General features: G+C 66.9%; 3 protein-coding genes and 1 tRNA gene (1 of these 4 cut by a window edge). 3 read left to right on the top strand and 1 reads right to left on the bottom strand.

Annotated features, from left to right (window positions below):
- The 3 genes from ACFPZ3_RS58575 to ACFPZ3_RS58565 all read left to right on the top strand — a co-directional run.
- A partial coding sequence (locus tag ACFPZ3_RS58575) for a replication initiator (RefSeq protein WP_379523133.1) occupies positions 1 to 1,549 on the top strand: 1,549 nt, incomplete at its 5' end.
- Entirely contained in the window at positions 1,546 to 1,737 is a 192-nt protein-coding gene (locus ACFPZ3_RS58570; RefSeq protein ID WP_379523132.1) for a helix-turn-helix transcriptional regulator, read from the top strand. The genes ACFPZ3_RS58575 and ACFPZ3_RS58570, both read left to right, overlap by 4 nt.
- Positions 1,734 to 3,116: a tyrosine-type recombinase/integrase gene (locus ACFPZ3_RS58565; RefSeq protein ID WP_379523131.1), complete on the top strand. Its 1,383-nt coding sequence runs from the start codon at positions 1,734 to 1,736 to the stop codon at positions 3,114 to 3,116. Before ACFPZ3_RS58570 ends, ACFPZ3_RS58565 begins: the two co-directional genes overlap by 4 nt.
- Positions 3,117 to 3,364: 248 nt before the next feature.
- Here the strand turns inward: ACFPZ3_RS58565 and ACFPZ3_RS58560 are convergent.
- A tRNA-Tyr gene (locus ACFPZ3_RS58560) sits at positions 3,365 to 3,431 on the bottom strand; it runs 163 nt beyond the window's last position.

The following is a 3,431-nucleotide window of genomic DNA, read 5'->3' as shown; positions in this document are numbered from 1 at the left end:
CGACGTCGTCGAAGAGGTCGCCAAGCTCCACGGCGTCTGCATCCAGCCCATCCCGCTCAAGCGCCTCGACGTCGTGACCGGCAAGTCCGAAATCATCGACGTCCCGTGCGGGGCCACCCTCGACAGCAAGTGCCCGCCCTGCGCCAAGCGCAACAAGCAGCTCCGCAAGGCCCAATGCCGCGAAGGCTGGCACCTCGACACCGAACCCGCCATCACACCCGACCAGGCCAACGACGAACAGCGCTGGCTGGTGGAGTTCCGCGCCGACTACCAAGCCCAGCGCGATGCCGCCGAAAAGGCCGGCGACACCACCGAGCTGGACGCGATCATCACCGGCCTGGACGAGGAGATCAACGCCGCAGGCATGCGCGGCAATGTCCTGGGCCGTACGACCGCCAAGCGTTCCCGCTCGACCAAGCGGCGGCAGGACGCACCCGACCTGCCCAAGCGCAAGATGACCAGCACAACCCTTGGACGCACCTTCCACGGCACCGACGGCAAGACCTACCGGCCGTCCCTGTTCGTCACGCTCACCTTGCCCTCGTACGGCAAGGTTCGCGACGGCGTACCGATCGATCCGGACACCTACGACTACCGGCGTGCTGCCCGGGACGCGCTTCACTTCTCCAAGCTGGTGGATCGCTTCGTGCAGAACCTGCGCCGCGTCGCGGGCTATGACGTGCAGTACTTCGCCGCCGTGGAGCCTCAGAAGCGGCTCGCGCCGCACCTGCACATGGCCATTCGTGGAACGCTCCCACGCGCGGAGGTCAAGCAGATAGCCGCCGCGACCTATCACCAGGTCTGGTGGCCATGTGCTGATGAAGTGGTCTTCGAGGGCGAGCACATGCCCGTCTGGCAGGACGGCACCGGCTACCTCAACCCGGCAACCGGCGAGGTCCTGCCCACCTGGGGCCAAGCCCTCGACACCCTCGACGAGGACGCTGAGCCGCTCCACGTCATCCGCTTCGGCGAACAAGTCGATGCCCAAGGCGTACTCGCTGGCACCCCGGACGCCGACCAGTGCATCCGCTACCTGTCCAAGTACCTCACCAAATCCATTGGCGACGCCCTCGACGGCGGCCAGGCCCAGCAACAGCACGCGGCCCGCATGCTGGATGCCCTTCGTTACGAGCCCTGCTCGCCCACCTGCCCGAATTGGCTGCGCTACGGCATCCAGCCCAAGGACGCCAAGCCCGGCATGCGCCCTGGACGCTGCCGGGGCAAGGCCCACAAGCCGGAACACCTCGGCTACGCAGGACGCCGCATCCTCGTCTCTCGCAAGTGGTCCAACAAGACCCTCGCCGAGCACAAGCAGGACCGCCGCACCTGGGTCATGGAGGCCCTCGGCCAGGCCGACGAACCTACTGACCCACACCGCTACGTCTGGCGCCCCGTCCCGGTCGGAGACGCCAACGTGCCACCTCTCGCTGTTCGCCTTCTTCGATCCGTCCACGAACGCCAACGCTGGCGTGCCCACCTCCGCGAACTGGAAGCCAGAGCAGCCGGACAAGACCTTTCGGCAATCGAGGACACGGGGAGGGCCGCATGACCAAGCACGACGAGTTGCTGACCGTCCGCCAGGTCCTTCAGGAGCTCGGCGGAGTCTCCCGCCGCACCTTCTACCGCTGGCGCGAGATTGGCAAGGCACCGGACGGCATCCGCCTGCCCAACGGCGAACTGCGCATCTACCGCAGCGAGCTCAACGTCTGGCTGGAGTCCTTGAGGGAGGTCGCGTGAACGCCTCCTACGACGTGAAGTTCTGGGACATCCGCCCGAACAAGTCCACCAAGCCCGGCGAGAACCGCAAGACGATCTCCTACACCGTGCGCTGGACCGTGGCGGCGCGGGAGAAGTCCAAGACCTTCCGCACGTCGGCACAGGCGAAGAACTGGCTCTCCGACCTACGCCAGGCCGCCAACAAGGGTGAGCTGTTCGACCTGGAGACGGGCCTCCCCCAGTCGATGCTCAAGGCCAAGGAGGCCCGTACCGTCTACGACTTCGTCAGGGCCTACATCGACATGAAGTGGCCACACGCGGCGGCCAAGACCCGCGACAGCATCTCCGATGGCCTCGCCACGGTCCTGCCCGCTCTCACGAAGGACCGTCCCGGCCGCCCGGACGCCGAGACCTTGCGCAAGGCTCTACGCAAGTACGCCCTCCTGCCTGAGGCCAAGCGCCCGGATGTGCCATTGGAGAGCAAGCAGGCGCTGCGGTGGCTGGAAGGTGCCTCGCTCGACCTGACCGACCTGAACGAGACCAAGACCGTACGGCTGGCACTCGATGCCCTCGCGCTTCGCCTCGACGGCAAGGCAGCGAGCGCCAACACGATCCGCCGCAAGCGCGCCGTCCTTCACGCCGTCCTGGAGTACGCGGTAGAGCTGGAGGAACTGCCAGCCAACCCCGTGCACAAGGTCAAGTGGAAGCCGCCCAAGACCACGGAGACGGTGGATCCGCGGGTCGTGGTGAATCCCCGCCAGGCCGAAGCGCTGCTGACCGCAGTGGCCTCCGTAGGCGGACGGGGTCGCGGGCGTCGGCTCCAAGCCATGTTCGCCTGCATGTACTACGCCGCCCTCCGTCCCGGCGAGACCGTCGCGCTCAGAAGGCAGGACTGTCATCTTCCGGCAACCGGCTGGGGCCGCATCCTCGTCGATGTCTCCCGCCCGGAGGTCAACGTCCAGTGGACCGACACCGGCGACGCCCATGAAGAACGCGGGCTCAAGCATCGAGGCCGCGACGACGTTCGCCCGGTCCCCATCCCGCCGAAGCTGGTCAAGATCCTTCGGCAACACATCGACGAGTTCGGCGTCGCGGAGGATGGCCGGCTGTTCCGCAGCGAGCGCGGCAAAGTCGTGGCCTCGACCGCGTACACCGAGGTCTGGCAGGACGCCCGCGCCCTAGCGCTCACCCCCGCCCAGGTCGCCTCTCCCCTGGCTCGCAGACCGTACGACCTGAGACACGCCGCCGTCTCCCTCTGGCTCAACGTGGGCGTACCAGCCCCCGACGTAGCCGAACGGGCCGGACACGGCGTGGACGTGCTCCTCAGGGTCTACGCCAAATGCCTCGATGGCCAACAGGAGATCGCCAACAAGCGGATTGAGGACGCCCTAGCCGCATGATCATCCAGCACCACCCAGAAGGGTCCCGGAACGCCATCGGGACCCTTCGCCGTTCCCCATACGTTCCTACGAGCGCGCGATCCGCAGATGTTCCGGATCAAGGCCCCCGACCAGGGGAAACGCCCCATGATCCATTCCGGGCATATTCCGGGACCTGCGACAACGGCCCGCTCACGGCGGCATCCGGCTGCGCACCCCGGAAAAGCAGAAGAGGCCCCGGAGGGCCTCTGAGCTGCGCTAACTGCGTGTGGCAGGTGCAAGGTTCGAACTTGCGTAGGCTGAGCCGACGGTTTTACAGGGCGTCACTCATTCCGA

The organism is Nonomuraea insulae (genome assembly GCF_042656245.1).
This window is presented reverse-complemented; position numbering and strand designations above follow the sequence as displayed.